Consider the following 25630-nt stretch of genomic DNA (forward strand, 5'->3'; position numbering starts at 1 on the left):
GTCACTTCCGCTACATCCAGTTCATCAAGATCTACGACGAGGTGGCTCCGACCATCGACGCGGACGAGCCTGCTGACTGTTTTGCCGGAACTTCCCTGACTTGTACTGCTGAAGTTGAACTGACCTTCACGGCACTTGACGAGTGTTCTGATGCTGACGTTCAGATCGAACTGGACGCTAACTACGTAGCTGGTGCCGGCTTCACTGCTGACAACCCTGCCACTCTTGGCGTAGGTGTTTCCCTGAGCAATGACGGCATGGGTGGTTTCACCATCAACGCTACCAACGTACCCGTAGGTAACCACGCTGTCCGCGTTCGCGCCTCTGACGGCTGTGGTAACTTCGACGTTGAGATCATCGAATTCTGTGTTGAGGGTGACAAAGCTCCAACGCCGATCTGTATCAGTCAGCTGACCGTTACGCTGATGCCTGACGGCCAGGGTGGTGGCATGGCTGCTATCTGGGCATCTGACTTCATCGCTTCTGATGTTGAGGACTGCTTCGGTAACGTCATTGACAAGTACAGCATCTACACGGAAGAAGAAGCCGGCGCTGCTGGTTTCGCTCCTGCTGCCGGCCGCCTGGGCATTGACCTTGACTGTGATGATGACTCTACGGTTCCCGTCCGGGTTTACGCCATTGACGACAATGGAAGCGCGGATTACTGTGCGGTCTTCGTACTGGTACAACTCTTCCAGGAGGATCTTTGTACGGGCACGGGTGGAAACCTGGCCGGTAACATTGCTACCCAGGATAACGACCTGATGGAAGGTGTTGAAGTTAACCTGACCGGTAACAATGATATGGACGAGATGGTAATGACTGCTGCTAACGGTGGCTACTCTTTCACCAGCCTGCCACTGAACGCTGACTACACGGTTGAGGCTAGCTACTCTCCTGAAGTTGACCTGTCTCAGGTTAAAGTATCTGACGTAGTGAAGATCGGTAGCGTAATCCTGGGAACGAGTACTTTCGATAACGGTTACGACTTCGTTGCTGGTGATGTTGACCAGGACGGTTCACTCTCTATCTTCGATATGGTCGCGATCCAGCGGGTAATCCTAGGCAATGACGAGACCTTCGCTACGGGAGAGACCTGGCGCTTTGTTACCGAAGAATACAACCTGACGGCGAGCAACTGGGCGACAACTTTCCCGGAGGTGTATAACGTGAACGATCTGGCGGGTGTACTATCGGATGTTGACTTCGTCGCCATCGAGATGGGTAACGTTGTCCGCGAAGGCGGTCGTTCTGCGTTGAACCTGGAAACGGAAGATACCAGCCTGGAGGCTGGTCAGACGCACACGATGATCCTGACGGCAGCTGAGATGCGTGGCTTCCAGGGAACGATCGCGCTGGCTGCCGGTCTGGAGCTCATTGACGTAACATTTGAAGGAGAGGGAGGATTGAACCTCAACCGTGCTGGTGAAGGGCTAATTGGTGTCGCGATGCACGAAGCCATCAGTCTGACACTGGAAGTCCGCGCTACGGAAGCCGGCCGCCTGAGCGAGCTGGTGAGCCTGACGGAGACGCTGGTACGGACCGAAGGGGTAAACCTGAATGGTGAGAGCACTGGCCTTGGCCTTGCTTTCAACGGTTCTTCCCTTGCACCTGCGGTGAGCGCCCTGCTGCAGAACACACCGAACCCGGTTGTAGACGCTACGACGATCCGTTTCGAACTGGCGACTGCCGGCCCTGCTACTCTGAGTATTCAGGATGCTGCCGGTCGCATTGTGCTGGTACGTCAGCTTGACGCCCTTGCCGGTATGAATCGCGTTGATCTTACTTCCAAAGACCTCGGCGCTGCCGGCGTACTGACGTACACGCTGACTGCCGGAGACTTCTCCGCTACGAAGAAGATGGTAGTTGTTCGCTAAGAACGACTGACTTCTCAGCCCCATCCGGAAGGATGGAAGGGAAAACCCCGTTACTCTTCCTGAGTAGCGGGGTTTTCTATTGTTGTTTTAGGAAATCTACTTACAAGCTATTGTTAACCGGCCATTGCGTCCAGGAACCTCTTCTCTGCACCTGCGTTTATCGCCCGATAACTTAATAAATGGATTACTTCTTGTCAGGAGTAAACGCATAAAGTATCGAAATAGGATAATCTCACGGCCTCGTCGTAAGTTTACCATTCAATATGAACCTGCCCCTTTATCTCGCCCGAACTGTAGCCCGTGGTGGCTCCGAATCCATCTCCCGAACCATTATCGGTATTGCCGTGGCTGCCGTAGCCATTTCTATGGCGACTATGGTCCTGGCCAGTGCGCTGATTGGTGGGTTCAAATCAGAAATTTCGGATAAGATTTTTGGCTTCTGGGGGCATATTCACATCACGGCGGACGCTGCCAGTTATGGTATCTTCGATTCTTATAATTATCCTATTTCGATCAAGCAGGATTTCTACCCGCATCTGGACACTACCGGTAGGGTAACCCTTGAAGCCTTTGGTTCCTCTCTCGGGCTGGAAACGGCCGAAGAGGAGGTGAGCAAAGAAGGGGTGAAGCACATCCAGCAGTTCATCGTCCTGCCGGGCGTAGTGAGTGTATACCCCGAAGGAGAACGGCTCCCGACGCAGGAAGCACTGGTGCTGAAAGGAATTGCAGAAGACTACGACTGGGACAACTTCAATCGTTACATCGAAGAAGGAGAAATCCTTAAGGTAACACCCGACTCCACCAGCCGGGGGATCGTGATCAGTAGCATAACTGCCCGGCGATTAGAACTTAAACTGGGAGACCGGATGGACTTCGCCTTCATCGACGGACGCGGGCAGGAGCGGGCCCGGGCGTTCCAGGTGACGGGCATTTATAAAACGGGCCTGGAAGAATTTGACCGGCAATTTGCCCTGGTTGACATCAAACAACCCCGGCAACTGTTGAACTGGGACGATGACAAAGTGGGGGGCTTTGAGGTAATCCTGGACAACATTGATGACCTGGAAATTTTCGCCAATTATATCCACTATCAGGTGCTGCCGCAGGAACTGTACGGCGATAGCATTCGCCAGAAAATCGGCGAGCTCTTCGACTGGCTCGATATACAGGATTATAACTGGGCCATCATTCTGGCGCTCATGATTGTAGTCGCCATTATTAACATGATGACGGCTTTGCTCATCCTCATCCTGGAGCGCACCAATATGATCGGTACGCTCAAAGCCCTGGGGCAGAGTAACTGGAGTATCCGACAGATCTTTCTTTACTACGCCGGCTTCATCATCATCGGTGGGCTGTTGCTGGGCAATGGCCTGGGACTATTACTTTGCTGGATTCAGAAAACCTTTGGGGTCGTCCATCTCGACGAGGAATCGTACTACCTCTCCGTGGCGCCCATCAAGGTAGACTGGGGCTTGTTGCTGGCTTTGAACGTGGGTACTTTCCTGATCACGCTGGCTTTCCTGATTGTGCCCTCTTATCTCGTTACGCGGATCGATCCGGTGAAGGCGATTCGGTTTAAGTAAGGGGGGAAAGGGAAATAAGGGAGAAAGGGGGCGCGCACGCAGGTGCAAGGGAAAGGTCGAGGAGCAACGGAGCCTGCCCGCTTTAGAAGCGGTAGCCAAAACGCCAGTTTGTTACAATGCCACGGTGGAAATTTCGCACGGCGGGGAAACGAAAATCTCTGACCCTGAACCGGACGCCGGCCGTAAATTCAAAATCGAAACGCTCTCCCAGCTGACGGCGGAGACCCCAGAGGAGCTTGGTGCTAATCTGTTCACTTGCTACTAGCGCATTGTTGGAGGTGAAGAGAAATAAATCAGGGCGGTACTCGGCCGTCAGGGTAACGAAATTGCCGCTGTTGTTACGAATGCTCCGGCCGGATTCAACGCGCTTCTCCAGATTGTAGTAATGCCGGCCAGCAACCGAAACAAGTGGGCGTAGGGCGAAGTAGCTTCTTTCGCCGTTTTCATTGTTGCCAATTACCCAGCGGGTTCTCGAAGCAATACCCGCCTCAACGCGCAAGGTGCTGGACGCTGATAAGCCAATTTCCTGCACGAAATGCAGCGTGTTGAGGTTGAACTGCAGGCTGGAGAGGGACTTCTCAACGCTTGCCTCCTGGGCAAACAAAGAAAATACGAACAGGGCAAGCAGGGAAGTGAAATGGAATTTTAACATGGGCTAAGATTGTAGGTGTTCAGGGAGACTAACTCCCCGATGATGTTCTAAACATAGTACACCGCCTACGTCAATTCCAAGGAGCTTAACGCCGGCTTAACCGCTTGAAAGGAGCTTTAACGGACCTTTAAGATGATCCGGTCGAGGAGTTGTACTCCGAGTACCCGAAGACTCGGAGTGCAACTCCTCGATCGGGGAGGAGTTTTTTAGGGATACAGCAGATAGGGCTGCCGCTGCTGGTCGAATGCCGCGAGCTCAGCTTTAAAGACAGTACGAATCTTTTTCGCAGAATCTCCGGCTTCAATCATTTGGCGGAGGCGGGGACCGCCGGCCAGGAGGTCGAAGAAGTCCGGGCGGGTGAAGAAGGTTACGCCCTGCTCGCTCAGGTCGCGGTAGGCTTCTACCAATAGCTCGTAGCGAATGTCGTGGGCACGGGCTTTTTCCAGCGGCCATTGGCTCAGGTCAACGCCCCGGCATAGTTCTCCTTTCAGTTTAGGGTCCGCACTGCCGGGGCCGGGAGTGGGCGTGAAGCGAATGTCTCCATAACGGAGCTTCGGGTGACCGAAGAGCTGAAACTGCCGGTTGGTGCCCCGGCCTACGGAAAGGGCCGTTCCTTCAAAGAAACACAGGCTGGGGTAGAGATAGACACTGCGCGGGTTGGGCAGGTTTGGCGAGGGGGCAATCGGGAGATCGTAAACGGACTGGTGGGTGTAGCCGGGCATGGTGATGATGTCCAGCTCGGCCTGCAGCCCCTCCGGCAGCCAGCCTTCACCGTTGACCATTCGGGCAAATTCGCCTACGGTTAAGCCGTGCACTACGGGGATGGGAGCAATGCCAATGAAGCTTTCATGGCCGGGCTGCAATACGGGGCCGGCGAGGTAATGCCCGTTTGGGTTGGGCCGGTCAAGTACCATCACTTTTGTTCCGTAGCGGGCGGCGGACTCCATAACGTAAAATAAGGTAGAGATGTAGGTGTAGAAGCGGGCGCCGACATCCTGAATGTCGAAGACGATGATGTCTACGTCTGCCAAGTCCGCAGCGGAGGGCTTTTTGCTTTTGCCGTAGATAGATTTGATGGGGATGCCGGTTCTGACGTCCCGACCATCTTTTATATCATCTCCGGCGTCTGCTGTTCCCCTGAAGCCATGCTCGGGGGCGAGGATTTTGCGGATGTCGAGACCGAGATGCTGGAGGCTGTCGGCCAGGTGGACCTTGCCAATGGTAGAGGTTTGGTTAACGACCAGCGCGATGCGCTGGCCCCGGAGCTGGGGCAGGTAAGCCTGGGTCTCCCAGGCAGCCGGGCGGAGCGGAAGGGGAGCGGGCGCTGTCTGCTCCTCAACTTCCCCCTGCACCTGCGGCTGCGCCCCCTCTCCCGTAACGGCTACGGAAGATGTTTTGCCACAATTTGAGGCAAATGTCAGTAGAAAACAAAAAATAATGTATACCTTAGCCATTACAGGAATATTAATACAGGCCCACACTCTTTTTGAGTTGAACCAGGATGAAAAACAAAGAATACGCGATCGTTGATATCGAAACGACCGGTGGACGGGCCAACCGCCACCGGGTTACCGAAGTGGGGATCGTGATCTTTGACGGTGAAAAGGTACTGGAAAGATGGGAATCGCTGATCAATCCTGAAATGCGTATCCCCGCCGGCATCACCGAACTGACCGGTATAACGATGGAGATGGTCGCTGACGCGCCCAAGTTCCACGAAGTCGCCCGCCAGATTGTGGAGCTCACCCAGGACCGGATTTTTGTGGCTCACAACAGCCGCTTCGACTATGATTTTCTGCGGGAAGAATACCGCCGGCTGGGCTATACTTTCAGTCGGAAACAACTCTGTACCGTACGCCTGACGCGCAAGACCTATCCAGGCCTGAAGTCGTACAGTCTCGGCAATCTGGTGCGGCATTTCGGCATTGAACTCAAGAACCATCACCGGGCCCTGGCGGACGCTACCGCTACGACGGAGCTGCTCAGACTCTGCCTGGTCAACGCGGACTCTGATAAGGAAGTCAAGGCACTCGTGAACCGGGGCATTACGGAATCGAAGTTGCCACAGAACATGAAGCTGAGTCAGATTGAAAACCTGCCGGAAGAGTGTGGCGTTTATTATTTTCATAACAATGCCGGACAGGTGATTTACGTCGGGAAGAGTAAGAATATCCGTTCCCGGGTGGCCCAGCACTTCAATGACCGGACCGCAAAGGGAAAGACCATCGCCCGTGAAGTAGCGGACATTACCTGCGAGTTAACGGGCTCCGAGCTGGTTGCGCTCCTGCTGGAAAGCGAAGAGATCAAGCGACTACAACCTTCCATAAACCGGGCGCAGCGACACACGAAATTTGCCTACGCGATCGTCTCGGAAATCAATGACAAAGGCTACCGGGTTTTCGATATTGCCAGGAATACCGCTCAGCTGCGGAAAGAGGCGGATGTGATCAGTGAATTCCCCAGCCTGAGCCGGGCGAAAGGACGGCTGAACTTCGTCCGCAAGCACCTGGATCTCTGCGGTATTTATACCAAACTATCGACTGGCTCTTCGGCCTGTTTTTACTTTCACCTCAAGCAGTGCCACGGGGCCTGCGTCGAACAGGAATCACCGGAAGACTATAACCTCCGGGCGGCGGAAGCCCGCCTGCTGCTACGCAATGTCTTCGATTTCGACTTCCTGCTCTTCGACCGCGGGCGTACGCACGACGAGGAAGCGGCCATCCTGGTGCGGGAAGGGAAGTATCAGGGCTACACCTTCATTAGTAAAGACGAAGCTAATGATGTGGAATCGGTAGTGAGAAGTGTCAAATGCAGCCAGACCCACCCGGATACGGCTCGTATCATCCAACGCTACGTGAGTGAAAAGGGTGGCCGGATGGTGGATATTAAGACGGGGCGGCGGATGTCTTTGGTGTAGGGTGCTCGCTTCGCGACGAGGGTTTCACGCAGACGGACGCAGAGGGCTTCGTCTTGGAGCTAGATGGTATCCAGATTTGAGCGTCTAGCGAAGGCGGTAGCTGCAGCGGCATTGGCTCCCCTCCCCAGCCGGAGGCGTTTGGAGGAGGGGCTGGGGGAGAGGGTTAACGCATACTCGGAGCCGGACCCTCACCGCGAAGCAGCCCCGAAGGGAAAGGAACATTTTATCCTTCGCTCCGCTACGGAAAATGCACACTTCGAGGTCCTAAATTGGCAGTCTAGGACCTCGAAGTGTGCTCAGCCATGGAGCCGGAGGCGAAATTGCTGAGTTCCTTTGAGCGTCCGGTGAGTATGCGTCAGCCCAGGGGGCTGGGGGAGAGGGTTTTGGAGGCTGCTTTGCAGCTTTGCGGTTTAATCACAGAGGTACACGGAGGTCGCTGCGCAGCAGGCAATTAACCACAGATTAACACGGATTCATTGAGCATGTGTCTGCCATGAATCCTATTAATTCGACCAAAATCCTATTTAATCCTACCGCGCAGCAGCCACGCAGTGAATCCAATAGGCAGCATTCATTCTCTCATTCATTCACTCATTCGCTCATTCACTCATTCTCTCATTCATTTCACTCACCGCCTGATCGCCTCCACCGGATCCAGCCCCGCTGCTTTTCGCGCAGGATAGGTGCCGAAGATGATGCCGGTGACCAGGGCCACTATGCCGACGACCAGGAGTGTGTTTAGGGTGAAGACGGCCTTGAATTCCAGATCGTCAACGATCATATTCAGGATAGGGGCCGCGATCAAGGCGACCAGCATCCCCAGAATGAGACCGAAAACACAGCCGATGGCGGAAACGGCCACACTCTCCGCCAGAAACTGGGTAATGATGTTGCGTCGGTTAGCACCGACGGCTTTGCGGACGCCAATTTCGGCCGTTCGCTCGGTAATGGCCATGAGCAGTACGTTCATCACGCCAACTCCGCCGACCACGACGGCGATACCGATCAGAAAGCCCATCACCAGACGGAAGACGAGAATGCCCTCCGCCAGTTGTTCCAGATAGCCGGACTGGGTAAAGGATTCCGTTGCATCGGGGATGTTAGCAAAATGCCGCTCCAGCCAGCCGTCAGCGAACTCCTGAGCGGGGAGAACATCGTGCACGTTGTCAAGTGCAAGGTTCATGTCCGGGTAGACCTTGGGCGCTTTGGCCAGCTGACTGAGCGTATTTAAGGGGAAGACGAAGGCAAGCGAATTGTCGTCATCTTTGGCCTTGAACACCCCGCTTATGGCCAGAGAATCCCCGTAGAGGAAAATCTGTTGACCGAGGGCGTGTTCCGTCAGGCTGTCTCCTTCGGGAAGCAGCCGCCGGGCAAGGTTAGAATTTATGAAGGCGATTTTGTCTCCCCGTTCTGCGGCCTCGGGGCTGAAAAGGCTTCCGTGCAGGATAATAGAATCGGCCGGAGGGTCGAGTAGGGGAAGGGTAGTCGCCATATACCGTAGCCCTATTTTACTACTGTCTGCCGTATGGCCGATCGTACTTCCCTGGCTCATCAGTTGGCCAGTGCTGGCATAGGGCAGGGAGTCTTGCAGTTCCGCCATTACGGCGGGGGAGAGCCTGGCGATGGTGTCTCTTTCGGTATAGATTCCATCGATGCTGCTTCCTTTTTGGCTTCTGACGACGAGGTTCTCCAAAGAGCTTCGTTCAGCGATTTTTTCTCTGGCAAAGAGCTCCAGGCCGTCAATCATGGCCAGCATAGCCACCAGCGCACCAACGCCGATGATGATGCCGAGAACGGAGAGAAAAGTCTGAAAGAAATTGTTGCGCAGGTTGCGGAAGGCTTCGGCGAAGGCGCGGGTGATGGCTTGGAGCATAGCGGGAGTTTGGGATGGCTTCCCAATGTAACCAAGCACTTGCTGCGTAGAGGGGGTGGATAGACTAACGGTCAGTGTTTATCTACGAAGAAGATCCGCTTGAGCCAATTGTCAGGTGATTAATCCGCAGCGAGATCCTCTTTTTCCACCATCTTAAAAAACCACCAAACCAGTAAAGCGGACTCTTCCTGGTAATCGCTCTCCCGCAGGGCGGCGGCGTAGCGCTCCATAACCAGCTCGTCTTTTAGCAGGAAGCCGCGCAGGGTCTGCAGCAATTTGGTGTAGCGGGCGAAGTCGGCTGCGGGTGGGACCGTCTTGGCGCCCAGTTTTTCGCAGATCGTCTGCAGCAGCGCAGTAGAGTAGGGGGCGTACTTCTCCGGATACTGCCCCATCAGGTAGAGAGAGACCATATTATAGTCATCGTCATGATTATGGCTGGGCGTCCGGTCTTTGGGGTGCGCGTCCCGAAAGCGATTGAAGAGCTCATTGATGTAAAAGCCGAAACGACCCACGCGACCTTCGAGGTCACGGTCTTCACTAAACAGGTCACGGAAGGCTTCGCGGACGAAGTCGGGCTCCCAGCGCATAATGGCCAGCATGGCGCGCTTGGGATCGTAGCCGCCACGGCGATAGTGGCGGCGGTTGGTCTTGCTGTCCAGCGCCAGGTCGTAGCTCTCGGCCAGGTCTTTTGCCTCGACGTTGAAGTGCGTCTGCCAGTTTTTCTGGGTCTCCCAGAGGGGGAGGTAGGCGAGGGCTTCGTCGGTGAGTATCCAGTCCTGAAAAGCGAGGATGGCGGCATCAATTTTAGGTACTTGCATGAGGGCAGAACGGCTTTGGAGCGAAGGTATGGGTTTGAGGGGGAGAATAGTTGTGGGAGCCTTACTTTTCCGCCGACTAAAGTCAGCGGTACACCCAATCCTCGTACCTTCACGCCATGCCATCGCTTCCGTCCATCCCGATCCTTTACGACCGTTACGGCGACTTCGACCTCCTCGTCGATTCCCGCCGCCTGCGCGATCCGGAGAAGACGCTGTTTTTTGCGCTGCCGGGGCAGCGGACGCACGGGAACAAATTCGTGGGACAGCTGTACCGAAAGGGCGTGCGGCACTTTGTGGTACATACACTCAGGCGGGGACCGCAGGTGCAGGGGGAGTTGGACAAGCGGGGGAAGTACCCCGAAGCCACTTTTCTCCTCACGGACGATCCGCTGCGGCTGTTGCAACAGCTGGCGGCGCACCACCGGCGGCAGTTCGATATTCCGGTGCTGGCGATTACCGGCAGCAATGGCAAAACCATCGTCAAGGATTGGCTCGCCCAGCTGCTGCAGCCCTACCTGAAGGTTTGTGCCAGCCCTCGTTCCTACAACTCCCGGATCGGGGTACCGCTCTCCGTCTGGCAGCTGCGGCCGGAGCACGAGGTCGCCATCTTCGAAGCCGGCATCAGTGAAGCCGGAGAGATGGCCGCTCTGGCGGAGATCATCCTGCCTACCTGCGGGCTGTTCACCATGCTGGGCAGCGCTCACGCTGCCGGCTTTACGGACGAGCTGGCAAAGCACCGCGAGAAAATATCTTTGTTCCGGGGGGCTAAGTGGGTGGTCGTGCCGGCTGATGACACCACCTCCGTTGGCCTGCTCCGGAAGCTGGACGTTGAGCCCATCACCCATCTCGGTATCAAAGGCCGCTGGCTGGAGGTAGAGGAAGTGTCCCTGGAGCTGCCTTTCCCCGAGCTCCCGGCCATCTATCTGGAGAATGCCTATGCGGCCGCTACGGCTGCTTATGCCCTGGGGCTGGGTAAAGAACAGATTGCCGCCAGCCTCCCCGATCTTCACGTACTGGATAACCGGCTGGAACAACGCGCCGGTCTGCACGGCGGCCCGGTCATCAACGACAGTTACAGCAACGACCTGACGGCGCTGGCCGCTGCTCTTGACTTCGCCGAAGCCAGAGCGAACAGCGGAAAACTATGCCTGATTCTGGGGACGATCCAACCTCGCTCCTCCAACTCACCCAGCACCCGCGTCAGCGCCCCCGAAGACACGCTGCTGCCGCTCCTCCATCCTCGCCTGACCCGCCTGCTCACCATCGGTGAAACGAATGCTGGCTTGTCCCGCTCCATCGCCGGTGCCCGTCATTTTTCCCACCCGGAAGCCTTACTGGCCGAACTGGGGAATATCCCTTTTTCACCCGGAGAGGTGATTCTGATCAAGGGCGCCAGCGAAGAGCGGCTGCACCGGGTGGCGGACGCCCTGAGCCGTCAACAACACCGCACGCTACTGCGGATCGACCTGGCCGCCCTGCGGCACAATTTCAACGTTTACCGGAGTGGTACCTCCGCCAAAATGATCGTGATGGTCAAAGCCAGCGCCTACGGCGGTGGCGCGCCACCCGTAGCTCACGCCCTGGCCGAAGCCGGCGCGGATTACCTGGCCGTGGCTTACCCTGATGAGGGCAGCCACCTGCGGCAACACGGTCTGCAATTGCCCATCATGGTACTTAATGCGGCGGGCCACGATTTTGACCGGATGCTCAGCAACCGCCTGGAGCCGGTCATTCACCGCCTGGAAGACCTGCGACGGGCCAGAGAAGCCGGCCTGAAAGTACACCTTGAACTGGACACCGGGATGGCTCGCCTGGGCTTCCGCCCCGCTGAATTAAAAGCCCTGCTGACCGAACTAAGGTCGGGCGACTACGAAAGAACCATCGCCTCCGTCTTTACCCACCTGGCGGCCAGCGAAGACGGCGCACACGATGACTTCACCCGCCAACAAATCAATACCTTCGATGCTGCTTACGAGCGGATCGCGGAAGCACTGGGCGCTTTTCCTTCCCGCCACCTGCTCAATTCCAACGGTATCAGTCGCTTTCCCGGGCATGCTTACGAATACGTCCGCCTGGGGATTGGTCTTTACGGCATTGGGGATGCGGCTAAAGCTGCGGCTCTGCGCCCGGTACTTTCCTTCTCAACGCGGGTTACGGCGGTCTTCGAGCTGAAAGCCGGGCAAAGTATCGGCTATGGCCGCCGCGGAAAGATGGCCCACGACGGGCGGGTGGCCGTGCTGAGCGTCGGCTACGCCGACGGCCTGCCCCGCCTGGCCGGCGAAGGTCGCTTCTCCGTTCGCCTTCCCGGTGGTCTGGCGCCGGTCATTGGCTCAGTTTGTATGGATATGACGATGGTGGATGTCAGCCAGCTACCCGGGGTGAAAGTTGACGATGAAGCCATGCTTTTCGGGGCTGATCACCCCATTGAGGAGCTGGCCGAAGCGGCGATGACGATCCCGTATGAGATCTTGACGGGCATCGGGCCACGGGTGCAACGAGTGTATACGGCGGAGTGATTTGGACGCTTTAGTCCAGCGTTTTGTTTTCCCAGACGACGACCGGTAGTCCCTGCTTTATCCAGTTGGCCATCCGGCCGCGGTCGGGCACGGCCTCCATGGCCAGGCTGCCGGCAACGAGGTCAGTGTCGCCATCGCCGTCGTAGTCAGCAGCGTCCATTACGATCCAACGGCCGCGGTCGCCGGCCGGCAGTCGGTATTGCCGGAAACTACCGTCAGCTGCACCGAAAAATATGGCCACCGAGAGGGGGTTATCCAGGCTGAAGTCGGGAAAAAAGGAAATGGCCGCCAGGTCTTTGTGTCCGTCCAGGTTAAAGTCCGCCATTCGGGCTCCGTAAGCGCCGGGCATCGGGTGAAAAAAGGCTTCTTCGAATTGCCCGCTGGCGCTTCCGGTGTAGACCCGGATGCCGTGGTAAGCTTTGACGGGCGATTGGTAATCAGCATTGTCACCATTGGTGCATAGCAGGTCAGTGAACTGATCTCCGTTCCAGTCAATAAGTTGAAGGCTGCTTGAGCCCCAGTAAGGTGGGAAGCGCAGTACCACTTCCTGTTGGGGCTTGCCATCAGGGAAAGTGAAGCGGATAACTTCCTCTTTTCCCTGCCCGAAGAGAACGTAGGCGGTGGGCGTGGCTGCTGTCGTGTCCGTCAGTACATTCATCGCTCCGGGGCGATCGCTCAGAGCGCTTGGGGTGTAGCTGCCAGCAGGGTTGGCGTGCCAAAGCGAAAGCCGGCCGGTCCACTTGCCGAATTCGCTTACGAGCAGCTCTTCCGTTCCGTCCTGGTCAATGTCCAGGCGGGCGAGGCTGGTCGGGCGTTGGAGCTTATCGGAGATGGTCTTCGGGCCGGCGGCAGTCCACTGTAACAGGCGGCCGGTGGCCGCTTCGGTGGGGGAGAAGCTGCCGATGACGGTTGCAAAATTACCGATGGAGAGACCGGTGAGGTGGGTAAGTCCGGGGCCGGTAGGGAGCCGGCGGACGGCCCGGAGTTCTTCATCGAGTAATAGCAGGCTCGCCTTGTTGATGTCTGCGAATACGAGGCCCTGGCCGGGCAAAAAGTGCACAAAAGAAGTAGATGGTGGAGAGAGGAAGGCTTCCGGAAAATGAGGGGTGAAAAGGTCGGTTTCCGGGGCGCTCACCGCAGGTGCGGGGGTGGTTAAAGGAGCATGGTCGAGGTAATAGCTTCGGATGGTGGCCCAGTCTTCATCACTGATCCGTTTTTCTTCCGGGTAGATGTTCGCCGCCAGGCGTGCTGTTCGGTCGGCAGGGAGTGTTCCCAGCAGAGCGTCTCTTTCTGCTGCGGAAGTATACCGCCCCAGAAACTGCCCCATGCGGGGCAGCACGATGGTATCCCAGATGTGCCGGGGCAGCGCCCCGGGCTCCGGCGTCAGGTGGCAGCTGCCGCAGCTGCCCTCAATCATTGCTATCGTTCCCTGCTCTGCACCTGCGGTGAGCGCCGGCCCTTCCTCCGGCCGGGAGCACCGCATAATGATGAGCAGCAGACCGGCCACTATGATAAAAACCCTGGTCATTTGGGCGTCCCACCGATGGGGCGATTGTTCCACGCCGGAACTTCGTCGAAGGACGGCAATCTGGCGGGTACCTCCACCAGGTCTTCGTAATCCGTCAGGCTCTTCATGAAGGAAATGATGTCGCTTATTTCGTCTTCCTGCAAGCCCAGCGGGTCTGGCGGAAGTGTCTGGTGATCGAGCTCAATCCCGATTCCTGCACCTCCTCCACGGTTGTAGAAATCCATAACTTCTTCCAGCGTATTGTAGACTCCGTTGTGCATGTAGGGGGCCGTAATGGCGATGTTACGAACGGTGGGCGTTTTGAAGGCGTAGGCGTTGAAGTAGGCCTCGTCCGCTGGCCGGAAGTTGGCGATCCGGCCCGGGTCGGGGTCAAGCTTAGCTCCTTCCCACACAATGCTGTCGGGCACACCCAATACTTCGCTCTCACTTTCCAGATATTGTGGAGGAACAAGCCCGTTGAAGGTGGGGGCGAAGTGACAGGTGCCACAGGCCGCTTTTCCCATGAAAAGGTTGAAGCCGCGAATCACCTCGGGGGCTAATTCGTCGGAGCTTCCCCTGGCGTAGCGATCAAATTCAGCATTCATGCCCTGGAGGCTGGCCACGTAATGGCTCAGGGCGTCGGAAATGCTCCACTTACTGAGGGCGTAGTCGGGCTGATTAGCGTAGGCTTCCTTAAAGAGCTGACGGTAGTCGTCGCTTTTGCGAATACGTTCCTCGATGGTAACGAAGTCTGTGGCGAACTCATGGGCGTCAACCACGACGTGCTTTACCTGCCGTTCGAGGAATTCCTCCCGCATGTCATGGAAATATTTCTCCGCGAAAACACTGTTGATCAGGGTGGGGGAGTTTCGCTGCAGGGTTCCCTTTCCGTCCGTACTCAGGCTTTTGGCGTAGCCGTCCGTAAAGGCCAGTTCGGGGCGGTGACAGCTGGCACAGCTGGAGGTCAGGTCATTGCTTAAAATCGGGTCAAAGAACAACAGTTTGCCCAGTTCCTGGCGTTGTTCGCTGTAAGCCGCTGAGGAAAAGTTGGCATAGTACTCAGCGTTGAGCCAGTCGGCGTCAAAGAGGTGGTCGGCCTGAGGGTTGATGGGGCTGGGGAGATCGCCGTAATCCCCGGCGGACTCAATGTTGAGCAGTCGTTGAGCGTCCGGCAGCGCTTCCGTCAGCGGGTTGATGACCTGGCGAAGAAAGGCCAGCCGGTCAAAGCTGTCGAAATTACCTTCAGCGAGCATTGCCCGCGCCCGGGCCAGGCTGGTGAGGATAAGGGCGTTGGTCGTGGAGTCTTTTGATTCGACCAGAGGGGCGTATTCGCTGTAGTAGGCCGCCATCGTCTGAAACACGACCCTGGCTTCCGGCAGCGCATTGCCGGAACTGGGCGTGTCGAAGCCGGTCAGGCCAAGGGTGAAACTACGTACGAGTTGTTGCTGCAGGCCTTCGAACAGGTGACGGTGCTGCAGGCGAAGACTTTTCATTTGGCGGTGGAGTAGCCGGTAGTCTCCCAGAAGCTTATGGCTGAGTTTTTTGATGGCTGCCCGGTCGATTTCATCCGCAAAAACCAGTTCGTCGAGGGTTTGTAAGCCAGAAGGAGCAATGACGTTGATTTCAGGAACACTTGGTTCAGTTTTGGGTAGCGGTGCGCCGTTAATGTGGCGGGCGATGGTGGCGGGCTGAGCGTAGGCCAGCAGGAACTCCACTTTTTTGTAAGCCTGTCTGGTCGTCAGATGGGCTCGTCGTAGTTCTTCAACAGAAGAAGTATTGATGTTTGCGAGTGCCTGGTAGTGCAGGATGCTGGAATCGAGGAGATTCAGTTCTCCGGCCATTTTTTTATCGAGGGAGGAAAGAACCGTTTGCAGCGATGTCGCCCGGGTACCGGCATCGGGAACACGAAGGATATGCCCGGCAGCGGCAAAGGCACAAACGAATAGCAGGAATTTGAGGGTAGATAAAAAGGAGGTCATGCTCGTGGAGGATAATAAAGGGCCGGCACGAAGACATCGCACCGGCCCGGGAAAACTCAAATAAATGATATAGAGAAGATTTACTTATTGCTTCACCAACTCGATTACTTTACCTTCAGCATTGCGGAGGAAGTAAAGGCCGGCAGGAAGACGGGATACATCAATGCGGCTCACATTGCGGTATACCCGAAGGCGCTGACCGTTGGTATTGTAAAGCGCGATGTCCTGCATTTTATTGAAGTGTACTTCCTGAAGCGTTGGGTTCGGGAAAACCGTGAATTCATCCTGCTCCGTGATGTCCGGACCCGCGAGGTTGGATACCGTCAGTTCATTAAAGCCGTGAATGGCGAAGGTCAGTGAGTGGTTGAAGGGGAACTCATTGGCGCCGCTCGGGTGCTGGCTGTTCACCAGCAGGCTCTTACCATCGGGGGTTGGCATGGCTCCGGTGATCTCTGCACCAACGGGGGTTACGGTAAGGCGGATGAGATCTTCCGTGGTGGCGTTTTCCGTATTCAGGTCAAGGAGGAAAAGCTCACACATGCGGTGACGGATGCCAAGACCGGCGGCAGCGCCGTCGGAGGTGTTTTCAAATGGCATACGGCCGAAGGTTTCTCCGTTGAGGTCTTCGCAAATGACGAGGAAGGGGTTGTCATCGATGTACATTACGTTGAGCCCGTCGGGGTTGGAGAGGTGCTTGGAGGGGTAGTTGTCCTGCGTTGGGCTTTCTTCGAAGTAAGGACCGCCGTTAATGACAACGAATACTTCTTCCGTCTCCGGGTTGTAACCAAGCACGCGGCCGTAATAGTCGCGGTAGCCTGCACCGTCAGCAGTAATGGTGGAGTCCGGGAAAACTTCCTGTACCCGGGCGGTTTGCTCAGCGGCGAGCTCCAGGTGGTGAGGAGCGATAACACCTCCGGCGGCGACTCCTCCGGCAAAACGGCTGCCAGGAGCGTCCCGGCCGGTTTCTGTCCAGTAGATGATGCCGCTCTCTTTGTCAATAGCGACCCATTCGTTACGGTTGTACATGGTAGCACCTACGGCAAGTGCCTGAGTGGAAAAGTCCATCATATTGGACTTGGTCTCTTCAATAGTAATCCACTTTTCGTCAGCGTCGTGCTTATATACCTGAATTTCGCCTTTAGTGAAATCACCGGGTGTTTCGGCAACGAAACGTACCCACGGAGCAGGGGTAGCGTCGATGCCCAGATAGATGTACTTGTTGTCCGTAGAAACGGTACCACCCTCAAAACCCTGACGACCGAAGTTGTACTGCTTGCGGATGGCTTTAGCCTGTTTAGGATCGATTTCAACCATCCAGTTGAAGTTCTCATATTTCTGCAGTGTGTCACCGTCGATGAACGGAAACTCCGGAGCATCCACAACGAATGGGCGGAGATCCCGTACACCCTGGTTGGCAGTGTTGGTGCCGCCATCTTCGTTGTAGCTGATACCGTAAGGACCGGCTCCGAGGGCGTTGTTATTAGTGAAGCGACCATTGTTAATGGAGCTGTTGCTACTGCGGAACCATTCCTCGGCCGTCCAGATGCGTCCGTCAACCACGGAGCTGATGCCACCACAGTTCATACCGGTTTCGCCTACAGTATTGGCAAAGTCTACGTTGAAGAACTTGCCTTCCCGGCCATCTTCAAGTTCCTGGTCCAATACAACCAGGTCTCCGGTGATCTCGTCGCGTTTAACGCGGAAAGCCGTCATGCCGCCACCGTCGCCAATGCGGTCGTCACGGTAGATGCTTTCGTGGCTGACGGACACCCAGCCCATGCTTTCATCGGAGTCATCCGGGGTGAAGCCGATGAAATCATGCCATTCTTTGGCGTGGGTCTGGCCAGCCTCGTTACCATAGGTAGCGGTGGTCTGTACCATGTCCGTACCGCCGATGAAAAGGACCTGCAGACTGAGTGGGCTGCCGGGCATGGTTACCCGGGTAGGGGTGTATCCTTCAGGAGCATCAATCTCAAAAGGAAACACCAACTGTGCGTTAAGGCTGCTTATACCCGAAACGACAAGTAGTAATGAAAGGTAGAAAGTTCTCATAGTCTAAAAGGAGTGTTTTGTTAAGCCACAAAAGTCTCCTCTGTACGTCACGGTAACTTGATCATAATGTTATCCCTGCTGGAATTATGGTATGCGTTTAATGATAATCAATTAATTATTAGTTGATGTTTATTTATATTAAAAAGAACGTTGCGCTTATCTCTACTTTAATTGTTTTTATTAAGTGCCAGCCTGTCGTGTAATGCACATATTTCAGGCAGCTGTCCACTTGTTTATTTTAGTGTTAAGCTTTTTGTCCGGGTTTACATTCTCTTAACTGCTGGTAGCCGCACTTAAGATTTGCTTAAATACCGGAAGAGCTCTGCTCAGTCCTGACCTGTAATTCGGGGCTTCATCCAAACACCTTAGTGAGCAACAAACTGATTGATGACTACGGGAACGATGAGGAAGAAGGGAGTTGCGGCAGGCGGGCGATAAAGAGCCATATTAAAACCAGACGATTATCTTTGCGGCACCAAAATAACTTAGCTGCGCTTTCTTAAAGACAAATAGAATAGACGACAGAGCGCCATTAAGACTTCGCAAAGAATTTCAGAAAGAGTGCATATGAATGACCGACTCACTAAGATCGGCGTCTTTTACGACGGTAACTATTTTCTTCATGTTTCAAATTATTACAACTACGACCATTCCCGCAGGGCAAGAGTAAGTATTGCCGGCTTACATCGCTTCATTGAAGCACGGGTAGGCAATGCCATCGGTCAGCCAGGTAATGCCCGAATCGTGGACAGCCACTATTTCCGGGGAAGGCTAAACGCTGCGGAAGCCCAACAACGGGGCTCCGTATTGTATTATGACCGGGTGTTTGATGACATCCTGATGAGCAGCGGCGTTACGACGCATTACAGCCCACTGCGGACTACTCACGGGCGGCGGGGCGAAAAAGGGATTGACGTATGGCTGGCTTTGGAAGCTTTTGAGTCAGCGATGCTGCGTCAGTTGGATGTCGTTGTTCTCATCGCTAGTGATAGCGACTACGTACCACTGGTCAGAAAGCTGCATGGCCTGGGCTGTAAAGTTTTGGTGATGGGCTGGGATTTCGAATTCACGACGGATAACGGAACCCGGATGATCACGCGTACGAGCCAGGAACTTCTCGAAGCGGCCAGCTATCCTGTTTTGATGAATGACCTGATTGACAGTCCGGTATCCTCCGGAGAAAAGGATTTGATTGACGGCATATTCGTCGCTTCGAATCCAGATAAAAAATGGCGGGAACCTGCGAAAAACGGAGAGGCTAAGGCGACGCTAAAGCCGAACAACAAGGTTGTCCTTGAAGAACCCTCCGAAGGAAGCCCAGGAGATCGGCTGGAGAGTGAGGTTTTTAGTCTTAAAAACGGTTACGGGTTCATTAAGTATCCGCCGAATAACCTCTTTTTTCATCATTCTGCCATTGAGAACGCTGACTTCAGTGAACTCTACGTCAATGACCCCGTAGCTTACACACTGGCCCATAACGACCGTGGGCAGCTGGTGGCAACGGAGGTGGAATTGTTGGAAGATTTTGAGGAGGAATAAAATTTAGCCCAACTCAGCCATTCTTCTGAAATGGTGATTTGTCTCTACTAATTCATCATAGGTGCCGGAGGCCAGTATTTTTCCGTGATCCAGCAGGTGTATCTGATCGGCATGCCGCACGGTGGAAAGGCGGTGGGCGATGATGAGGATTGTCAGGCTCTCCGGAAGCTTATCCAGGCCGTCGATGATGGAGTTCTCCGTGACGTTGTCCAGGGCACTGGTGGCTTCGTCCAGAACGAGTACGGCAGGTTTGCGCAGCAGTGCCCGGGCCAGGCCAATTCGCTGCCGCTGTCCTCCACTGAGGCGGATACCGTTTTCACCAAGGGTGGTTGACAGGCCATCAGGCAGTTCTTCCCGAACGAAAGAAGCCAGCTCAACCAACTCCAGCACGGCCATGATGTCGTCATCCGTTACTTCTTCCAGGTGGCCGAAGGTGATGTTGTCCCGCAGGCTACTGTCGTAAAGGAAAATCGCTTGCGGAACGTAAGCGAGCTGCTTACGCCACGCTTTAACGGTAGAACTATCCAGGGGCCGGCCATCTACCAGAATGTTTCCGGAAGTAGGCTGAAGCAGCCCCGTCAACATATCCACCAGGGTCGTTTTGCCGGAGCCGGTTTTCCCGACAAAGGCCGTCACCTGGCCCTGTGGAATGGTCAGTGTCAACGCCTCAAAGAGTGGCGAGTCCATGCGGGGAAAGTGAAAGCCTATACTGTTAGTAACGATTCGTTGCTGAAAGGGCAATTCTTGTTGCAGGGTTTCTTCAGAAGCTGCCTCGATTAAAGATGCCTTCAGGTCAGGATATAAACGATCCAACACTATTATATTGGACTTGATCGTAACTACAGCACCGTAGAAACTCTGGAGAGCGGGTAATAAGCGGTAGCCGGCAACGGCAAACAATGTTAGGGTCGGCAAAATTCTACTAAGCTCTCCGGCCTGGATGTAAAGAATAAGGGTGACACTAATGATGCCACAGTAAGCAATGATCTCGAGAATAAACCTTGGAGTTTTGTTAATTAATGAAACTCTTGGGTTTACGCTGGCCAGGGTTTTTGTATCCGCCAGATACAAGTTCGTAAAATGGGCTTCATTGCCATAGGTTTTCACGGTTTTAATGCCCTGAAGCAACTCTTCCAGGGTCCGGACCCTGCGTTTTCCTGCCAGCATCTTTTCCTCGCCCAGTCTCGAAAGTAGGTTCTTTCGGAGTTGGTAAATGAGCAGATAAGCGCCACCTAAGAGAAGCCCGGCACTGATGGCTACAGTCGGGTTAATGATGAGAAGAAGTATAATGATGACTACTGTGATGCCGCCCTGAATCATCATCTGGAGAATGGGGCCTAAAATGCCGGAAACGATAACCATCGCCTCGTTTACTACGTGTACCCTGAGGTCCGCAGTATTACGCTTTAGGAAAAAACGATAAGGCTGGCCCAGGTAATAATCAAGTAGCCGGCTGCCCAGCTGTAAGTATACTTTCCACTGAAACTTTTCCTGCCAGTAATTGAGGGTAAGGGCTGCCAGCCTCGAAAAAGTCAGCAGGAACATTACCCCCAGGCCGGTGGCAATCATGAAGGAGCGGGTAGAAAGGAATCCCCCAAATTCATAGAGCCGATTGAGCCATTCGTTGCTGTTGATTCTTTCTGGTTCCGCCAGCAATGCCATAAAGGGTAGAACGCTGGCAATGCCAACGATGTCTAAAAGCGAAAGCAAAGCAATTCCGCCGGTCAACCAGGCAAACTGGTAACGCTCCGATCCGGTTAGTATGGAGAAAACTCTTTTGATGAGGCAAAGATAACGGGATTAGTTTCTATATGGACCCTCGGGTCGGTCAATACATTTACGGCCTACTCCCGTTGTTGGGGGAGCATAAAGAGTTTGCCTGCTAAATTTCGGGGCAGCAGATAAAAGGCTTGCAGGTTTGATCCCTTTTTCGGGTACAGACACTTTGGCGGGGCCCGCAGGTGCAAAGGGGGCTTTAAACAGCAAGGTGCTCAAAAGCCCGTCTTACCCTATCTTCGCGCCAAATAGCTACCAAATGAAGAGCAAGCAAATTCTCGGCATCGTCTTTACCCTCGTGGGAGCCATCGGCCTGGCCGTCGGGGTTATGTCCATTTTTAATAAAGGACTGGCTTTCGGACAAAACCCCTGGGGAGTGGCCATCATCGGCGGAATCTTCTTCCTGACCGGAATGGGGCTGATGCGGACGGTGAGTAGTAACTAGTACGCCATACCAGCGCGTATTGCCCCCGCTGAAAGACAGTCTGGTAATCTCCGGTCTTAGTCCTCTGCCGGTACCCACCACTTTTCCCGGCAACGGTTAATGCCGTCAATACTAAATCGCTGACCGATCAGCGGACTGATGACGCAGTCCAGCTCGTCCGCCTTCGTAATCCGGTCAATGGGCTCATACCAGGGATGGTCACTGAGGGAAAAAGCACCCCAATGGATGGGCAGCAGGGCTTTGCCCTCAATGTCCTGATGGGCGCGAAGAGCTTCCTCTGGCTGCATGTGAATGTTTTTCCAGCGCTTGTGGTATTGCCCGGAGTCGAGCATCGTCAGGTCAAAACCTCCGAGCTTTTTTCCAATCATCGGATAGTGGCTGCCGTAGCCGCTGTCACCACCGAAGTAGAGGCGGTGTAAGCGGGTCTCAATGGCAAATCCACACCATAAAGACTTATTTCTTGTGCCCGGTGATCGCCCGCTAAAATGGCGGGCGGGCGTAGCCGTAAACCGACAGCCAGCCAACTCAGCTGACTTCCACCAATCCAGCTCCGTAATCTTTTCCTGCGGGATGCCCCAGCTGCACAGGTGGGCACCTACGCCAAGGGGGACAAGGAACGCTTCCGTCCGGTCTTTGATGGCCATCAGGGTATCATAGTCTAGGTGATCGTAATGATCATGAGAATAGACAACGAGGTCGATTTTGTCCACTCCCGCCAACGGGTCGTAGTTTTTGTAGGGGAAACGATGACCGAGAAAAGGAACCGGCGCTACCCACTCTCCAAGCATGGGATCAATCAGAATTGTCTTTCCGCCGGTTTCGAGGCGGAGGGCAGAGTGGCCATACCAGGTTAAATGATCTTTTTCCGGGTCAGGGGGAGTCACTCCCGCCGCAACACCCACCGGTAGCGCTTCTGCCGGCTGGGTGTTTTTGGCTTTGAGGTAGCCATAAAGATCACCGAGGAGCTGGCTGAAGCCTTCCTGAATGGGGGTTTTGTCCAGGTTCCGGAAGGAGCCCATTTTCCAGGACACCCCTTGCTCTTTAACGTATTTCATGGCACCTGCGGGCGCGCCAAAATTTGGATCGCTGCGGAACTTTCTGGCAGCGTACCCGACGGGCAGGAGGGCAAGGCCGATTAACCAATGTGGCTTCATGTAGAAGATAATCCACCCGAAAGAGGAAATGTTCGAATTCGGTTACAACCAGGCCAGACTCGTTGGACTGGGGATTTTCTTAAAAGTGTGGTAGTGGATCAGGCTGCCCTTCGGATCAATGCGGAAAACTCCAATGGTGTGATCCTTAGTATTAGCGGACAGGAGCCACTCTCCGGAGGGGGAGACCACCAAATCGCGGGGATGCTCCCCGCCACTGGGGAAGGTGTCTCTGAAAATCAGCTTTTTCGCCCGCTCATCAATGCGCAGGGAGTTCAGGACGCTGAAGGCACGATCAGAGCAATAGACCATTTTACCATTGTGGCCCAGGCGGATGGCCGCTCCACTGGCTTCGTCGATTACGCGCTCCGGCAGAGCGTTAGCGGTGTTAAAGATCAGGGGCTTTTCGCCACTGACGTCCAGTAAGTGAACGACGCCGAGATGTTCACCATTGACCACGGCCAGTTTACCTTCCGGGTGGAGGGCGATGTGTCGGGGGCCGCAGGCATCTTTGAAAGTCAGGTCTTTCTCTTTCTGGTGCAGGAAGAGCCCATCTTCACCACGATCAAACACGGCTAGCTGCTGAGCGCCCATATCGCAGACGAGCAGCCGGTCTTTTGACTCCTGAAAAACCGCGCAGTGCGCCCGGGAGGGGTTGCCGTTGGAAGAACTCAGGGTCAGCTGTTGTATCTCTTCGCCAATGGCGCCATCTTCCCTGCGGGAGAAAACGAATAGCGTGCCGCTGGTGTAACAGGAGACTACGATAGCATTGCCGGCAAAAGCCAGATGGCAGGGGTCGTCTCCCGCCAGGGTATGTTCACTAATGAGCTCAAAGCTGACCTTGCCCCGTTTGTCTTGTCCGACGCGGTGAGCAGTCAGGGCCGCCCCTTCCGATTCGCTGACTTCCCGGACGGCGTAGACGATGCCCCGACGGCGATCCGTAATCAGGTAGCTTGGGTTAACGGCCGGTGTAAAGCCCAGAAACCGAAGACTTCCGTCCGTCGAAGAAAAGTCATAAGCGGAGATGCCCCGGGCTTTTGCGCCGGGGGTGTCTTCTCCTGCTGTGGTGTAGCCACCGACTAAGAGCATTTTGTGAGAATTGAGAACAGTAGTACTGTGGATTGTATAATGATAGGTGGTAGAATTGAAGTGCTGCCCTTCTGCAGAAGCACAACAGTTCTACCGCCCGCAACAAGTCTGTTAATTGAAGTTCAGGTCTTCGTCGCCGAACATGTCGGCCAGTACGTCCCTGAAACTCAGGCTGTTTTCCATCGTCTCTTTATTCAGGACGTCGGTTTCCGCCAGGCCGTGGAGAACGAGTTCCATATAAAGATACTCTTCGTCCTTGCTCATCTTGCGGTCCAGATGGCCGGTAACGAATTTGCGTAGCCCGGCAACGCCGTCCAGTGCTTTTTTGTACTCGCTGTCGCTGGCGTCATTGAGAAGCTCAACGACGTGCCCACCGCTGAAGAATGCGCGGATAACGCCGTAAGGGTCACTTCCGGAGCGTCCGTCAGCGGAGGCTTCGTCCGGATTGGGGAAGTACTCCAGGAAGCTCGTCTTAATGCTCTGGCTAAGGAGCTTCATCGCTACACCGTAGGCTCCTTCCTGTTCGCCTTCATAAACGAGCTCGACCTTGCCGGTAATGGCGGGCACGACGCCCCAGAAATCCGTTATCCGGGCCTGGGTCTTTTTGTCTCCGGCCAGCAGAGCGCGGCGCTCTGCGGTGGAAATGAGATTCTCCAGCGCCGTGATGCTGAGTCTGGCGGATACTCCGGATTTTTCGTCGATGAACTCACTCTCCCGGGCGGCGAAAGCGAGTTGCTCGAGCATGGTGTTCAGCAGATCGTCTACTTCCACCATTTCGGCCTGAGATTCTACCAGATCTGCTTCCTGCTGAGTAATCGCTTTGGCAATTTCTACCGTTTTGGGGTAGTGGGTCAGAATTTGGCTCTGGATACGGTCCTTCAGCGGGGTGATGATGCTTCCCCGGTTGGTGTAGTCTTCGGGGTTAGCCGTAAAGAGGAACTGAATATCCAGCGGGAGGCGGAGCTTGAAGCCCCGGATCTGGATGTCACCTTCCTGCAGGATGTTAAAGAGAGAAACCTGGATTCTGGCCTGGAGGTCAGGGAGTTCGTTAATGACGAAGAGGCCGCGGTGAGCGCGGGGCACGAGGCCGAAGTGAATCACCCGTTCGTCGGCATAGGTAAGCTTAAGGGTGGCGGCTTTGATGGGGTCAACGTCGCCGATGAGGTCAGCAACACTCACGTCAGGAGTAGCTAGTTTCTCCACGTAGCGATCATCGCGGTGTACCCAGGCGATGGGGGTGTCATCTCCTTTTTCGGCGATGAGGTCGATGGCGTAACGACTGATGGGGGCGAGGGGGTCGTCATTGAGTTCGCTGCCTTCCACCACGGGCATGTACTCGTCCAAAAGATTTACCAGTAAGCGGGCAATGCGGGTCTTGGCCTGGCCGCGAAGGCCGAGGAGTAAGATGCTGTGCCGACTAAGGACAGCCCGCTGAATGTCGGGCAAAACACTGTCGTCAAAGCCGATAATGCCAGGGAATACTTCTTCTTTGGCTTTCAGTTTTTTGATCAGGTTCTCCCGAAGTTCCTGTTTTACGGAGCGGGAGGTATAGCCGGAGGCACGGAGTTCGCCGAGGGTTTTGGGATGGGACATTTGTATAGATTTTCTGGAGTCAGTGAGGTAAACGGTAAGGGGGGAGGATAGTTTTAGCATTTAGCGAGTTACTAGCCTCCGGATAACAGGCAAGGACTCTAACTGACCGGATCGGGACAGTGCGGATGACGAGATGCGCAAACGAAGGGGGAAGCTTATCTCAATTTCCTGAAACTATTATCGGAGTAAGGGAGCTTAGCCTCTTGACCGTGAAACACCTGAAGTGTGTATAACCAAATGCACAGATTCAAAATTAATAG

The 25630-nt window shown here is 55.0% G+C and carries 17 protein-coding genes; 6 read left to right on the plus strand and 11 right to left on the minus strand.

All coding sequences use genetic code 11. The annotated features are described in order from the left end of the window. Both BM123_RS16565 and BM123_RS16570 read left to right on the plus strand, forming a co-directional pair. A partial coding sequence (locus tag BM123_RS16565) for a T9SS type A sorting domain-containing protein (protein ID WP_090170581.1) occupies positions 1-1877 on the plus strand: 1877 nt, incomplete at its 5' end. A 263-nt stretch (positions 1878-2140) separates the two neighbouring features. Continuing rightward, positions 2141-3463, plus strand: coding sequence for an ABC transporter permease (locus BM123_RS16570; protein WP_090170583.1), 1323 nt, complete (start codon positions 2141-2143; stop codon positions 3461-3463). Between the two features lie 82 nt (positions 3464-3545). On the opposite strand, the gene BM123_RS16575 is transcribed toward BM123_RS16570, so the two are convergent. Both BM123_RS16575 and BM123_RS16580 read right to left on the minus strand, forming a co-directional pair. Then, positions 3546-4115 carry a hypothetical protein gene (locus BM123_RS16575; RefSeq protein ID WP_090170585.1) on the minus strand — a complete coding sequence of 190 codons (570 nt, stop codon included), beginning with the start codon at positions 4113-4115 and terminating at the stop codon, positions 3546-3548. 206 nt (positions 4116-4321) lie between these two features. Next, the gene (locus BM123_RS16580) at positions 4322-5569 is read right to left on the minus strand and encodes an exo-beta-N-acetylmuramidase NamZ family protein (RefSeq protein ID WP_090170587.1); all 1248 of its coding nucleotides are present in this window, start codon (positions 5567-5569) and stop codon (positions 4322-4324) included. A gap of 47 nt (positions 5570-5616) precedes the next feature. Here BM123_RS16580 and BM123_RS16585 point away from each other — a divergent pair, with 47 nt between their 5' ends. Beyond that, entirely contained in the window at positions 5617-7032 is a 1416-nt protein-coding gene (locus BM123_RS16585; protein ID WP_090170589.1) for an exonuclease domain-containing protein, read from the plus strand. A 628-nt stretch (positions 7033-7660) separates the two neighbouring features. Here the strand turns inward: BM123_RS16585 and BM123_RS16590 are convergent. Then, a complete protein-coding gene (locus BM123_RS16590; protein ID WP_090170590.1) occupies positions 7661-8905 on the minus strand; it encodes an ABC transporter permease in 1245 nt (414 codons plus the stop codon). A gap of 119 nt (positions 8906-9024) precedes the next feature. Further along, the gene (locus BM123_RS16595) at positions 9025-9723 is read right to left on the minus strand and encodes a hypothetical protein (protein WP_090170592.1); all 699 of its coding nucleotides are present in this window, start codon (positions 9721-9723) and stop codon (positions 9025-9027) included. Between the two features lie 116 nt (positions 9724-9839). Between BM123_RS16595 and alr the strand changes: the two genes are divergently transcribed. Further along, positions 9840-12239 (plus strand): alanine racemase, encoded by a 2400-nt coding sequence (gene alr / locus BM123_RS16600; RefSeq protein WP_090170594.1) that lies wholly within the window; start codon positions 9840-9842, stop codon positions 12237-12239. Positions 12240-12249: 10 nt separating this feature from the next. Here the strand turns inward: alr and BM123_RS16605 are convergent, their stop codons facing one another. The 3 genes from BM123_RS16605 to BM123_RS16615 all read right to left on the minus strand — a co-directional run bounded on the left by BM123_RS16605 (position 12250) and on the right by BM123_RS16615 (position 17777). After that, positions 12250-13800 carry an FG-GAP repeat domain-containing protein gene (locus tag BM123_RS16605; protein WP_139211919.1) on the minus strand — a complete coding sequence of 517 codons (1551 nt, stop codon included), beginning with the start codon at positions 13798-13800 and terminating at the stop codon, positions 12250-12252. Beyond that, positions 13764-15725, minus strand: coding sequence for a cytochrome-c peroxidase (locus BM123_RS16610; protein ID WP_090170598.1), 1962 nt, complete (start codon positions 15723-15725; stop codon positions 13764-13766). The genes BM123_RS16605 and BM123_RS16610 overlap by 37 nt, the downstream gene beginning before the upstream one ends. A gap of 84 nt (positions 15726-15809) precedes the next feature. Continuing rightward, positions 15810-17777: an alkaline phosphatase PhoX gene (locus BM123_RS16615; protein ID WP_090170600.1), complete on the minus strand. Its 1968-nt coding sequence runs from the start codon at positions 17775-17777 to the stop codon at positions 15810-15812. A gap of 567 nt (positions 17778-18344) precedes the next feature. Here BM123_RS16615 and BM123_RS16620 point away from each other — a divergent pair. Beyond that, positions 18345-19316 carry an NYN domain-containing protein gene (locus BM123_RS16620; RefSeq protein WP_090170602.1) on the plus strand — a complete coding sequence of 324 codons (972 nt, stop codon included), beginning with the start codon at positions 18345-18347 and terminating at the stop codon, positions 19314-19316. Positions 19317-19319: 3 nt separating this feature from the next. Here BM123_RS16620 and BM123_RS16625 read toward each other — a convergent pair whose 3' ends face one another. Further along, positions 19320-21026 carry an ABC transporter ATP-binding protein gene (locus tag BM123_RS16625; protein ID WP_217642177.1) on the minus strand — a complete coding sequence of 569 codons (1707 nt, stop codon included), beginning with the start codon at positions 21024-21026 and terminating at the stop codon, positions 19320-19322. A 325-nt stretch (positions 21027-21351) separates the two neighbouring features. On the opposite strand from BM123_RS16625, the gene BM123_RS16630 reads away from it, so the two are divergent. Continuing rightward, on the plus strand, positions 21352-21537 hold the full coding sequence (locus tag BM123_RS16630) for a hypothetical protein (protein ID WP_090170606.1): 186 nt from the start codon (positions 21352-21354) through the stop codon (positions 21535-21537). A gap of 56 nt (positions 21538-21593) precedes the next feature. Here the strand turns inward: BM123_RS16630 and BM123_RS16635 are convergent, their stop codons facing one another. The 3 genes from BM123_RS16635 to BM123_RS16645 all read right to left on the minus strand — a co-directional run bounded on the left by BM123_RS16635 (position 21594) and on the right by BM123_RS16645 (position 25370). Further along, positions 21594-22691, minus strand: a complete 1098-nt coding sequence (locus tag BM123_RS16635) for an MBL fold metallo-hydrolase (protein ID WP_090170609.1) — start codon at positions 22689-22691, stop codon at positions 21594-21596. Between the two features lie 42 nt (positions 22692-22733). Beyond that, positions 22734-23777, minus strand: a complete 1044-nt coding sequence (locus BM123_RS16640) for a lactonase family protein (RefSeq protein ID WP_090170616.1) — start codon at positions 23775-23777, stop codon at positions 22734-22736. A 111-nt stretch (positions 23778-23888) separates the two neighbouring features. Beyond that, positions 23889-25370, minus strand: coding sequence for a sigma 54-interacting transcriptional regulator (locus BM123_RS16645; protein ID WP_090170618.1), 1482 nt, complete (start codon positions 25368-25370; stop codon positions 23889-23891). Positions 25371-25630: the final 260 nt, after the last annotated feature.

It is taken from the genome of Neolewinella agarilytica, assembly GCF_900110645.1.
Lineage (GTDB): Bacteria > Bacteroidota > Bacteroidia > Chitinophagales > Saprospiraceae > Neolewinella > Neolewinella agarilytica.

Coding starts and splice junctions, on each gene's coding strand:
- BM123_RS16585 (WP_090170589.1), top strand. CDS start 5,617: ATGAAAAACAAAGAATACGCGATCGTTGATATCGAAACGACCGGTGGA.
- BM123_RS16635 (WP_090170609.1), bottom strand. CDS start 22,691: ATGAAGCCACATTGGTTAATCGGCCTTGCCCTCCTGCCCGTCGGGTAC.
- alr (WP_090170594.1), top strand. CDS start 9,840: ATGCCATCGCTTCCGTCCATCCCGATCCTTTACGACCGTTACGGCGAC.
- BM123_RS16610 (WP_090170598.1), bottom strand. CDS start 15,725: ATGACCTCCTTTTTATCTACCCTCAAATTCCTGCTATTCGTTTGTGCC.
- BM123_RS16580 (WP_090170587.1), bottom strand. CDS start 5,569: ATGGCTAAGGTATACATTATTTTTTGTTTTCTACTGACATTTGCCTCA.
- BM123_RS16570 (WP_090170583.1), top strand. CDS start 2,141: ATGAACCTGCCCCTTTATCTCGCCCGAACTGTAGCCCGTGGTGGCTCC.
- BM123_RS16620 (WP_090170602.1), top strand. CDS start 18,345: ATGAATGACCGACTCACTAAGATCGGCGTCTTTTACGACGGTAACTAT.
- BM123_RS16630 (WP_090170606.1), top strand. CDS start 21,352: ATGAAGAGCAAGCAAATTCTCGGCATCGTCTTTACCCTCGTGGGAGCC.
- BM123_RS16575 (WP_090170585.1), bottom strand. CDS start 4,115: ATGTTAAAATTCCATTTCACTTCCCTGCTTGCCCTGTTCGTATTTTCT.
- BM123_RS16590 (WP_090170590.1), bottom strand. CDS start 8,905: ATGCTCCAAGCCATCACCCGCGCCTTCGCCGAAGCCTTCCGCAACCTG.
- BM123_RS16640 (WP_090170616.1), bottom strand. CDS start 23,777: ATGCTCTTAGTCGGTGGCTACACCACAGCAGGAGAAGACACCCCCGGC.
- BM123_RS16595 (WP_090170592.1), bottom strand. CDS start 9,723: ATGCAAGTACCTAAAATTGATGCCGCCATCCTCGCTTTTCAGGACTGG.
- BM123_RS16615 (WP_090170600.1), bottom strand. CDS start 17,777: ATGAGAACTTTCTACCTTTCATTACTACTTGTCGTTTCGGGTATAAGC.
- BM123_RS16645 (WP_090170618.1), bottom strand. CDS start 25,370: ATGTCCCATCCCAAAACCCTCGGCGAACTCCGTGCCTCCGGCTATACC.